At 63.3% G+C, this 817-nt stretch carries 1 pseudogene; it reads left to right on the top strand.

Annotated elements, in window-relative coordinates:
- Positions 1–817, top strand: a pseudogene (locus NKH49_RS34760) (IS630 family transposase); the annotation flags it as partial.

Below are 817 nucleotides of genomic sequence, written 5' to 3'. Positions count from 1 at the left end.
CCGACGGCGCCGGCACGATCGAAGTCATGCGGCGGACCGGCAAGTCCAAGACCTGCGTGTGGCGCTGGCAGGAGCGCTTCGCCACTGAAGGCTTCGAGGGGCTACTGCGTGACAAGACGCGGCCCTCGCGCATTGCGCCGCATCTGGAAGGCGCACGGGCTGCAGCCAAACCGCTGGCGGCAGTTCAAGCTCTCCAACGATCCGAAGTTCGTTGACAAGTTGCGCGACGTCGTCGGCCTCTATGTCGATCCCCCGGCCCACGCCATCGTGCTGTCGGTCGACGAGAAGAGCCAGATCCAGGCGCTCGACCGCACCCAGCCTGGCCTGCCCATGAAGAAGGGAAGGCTCGGCACCATGACCCACGACTATAAGCGGCAGTGGCACGACCACCCTGTTTGCCGCCCTCAACGTGCTCGACGGCACCGTTATCGGCAAGAACATGCAGCGGCATCGCCATCAGGAGTTCATCTGCTTCCTCAACGCCATCGAGGCGCAAATGCCGGCCAGCAAGGCCGTCCACGTCGTCGTCGACAACTACGCCGCCCACAAGCACCCCAAGGTGCGCGCTTGGCTCGACCGCCATCAGCGCTTCACCTTCCACTTCACGCCGACCTCGTGCTCGTGGCTCAACGCGGTCGAGGGTTTCTTCGCCAAGTTGTCGAAGCGTCGTCTCAAGCGAGCCGTCTTCCACTCCGTCGTCGACCTTCAGACGGCAATCAACCGCTTCCTCGTCGAGCACAACCACAAACCCAAACCTTTCACTTGGACCGCCGACCCCGACAAAATCATCGCTGCCGTCAAACGTGGGCACCAAGGG

Source organism: Mesorhizobium sp. M1088, assembly GCF_040318575.1.
Taxonomy (GTDB): domain Bacteria; phylum Pseudomonadota; class Alphaproteobacteria; order Rhizobiales; family Rhizobiaceae; genus Mesorhizobium.
Note: the sequence above shows the minus strand (reverse complement) of the source record. Positions and strands in the feature narration are given on the sequence as shown.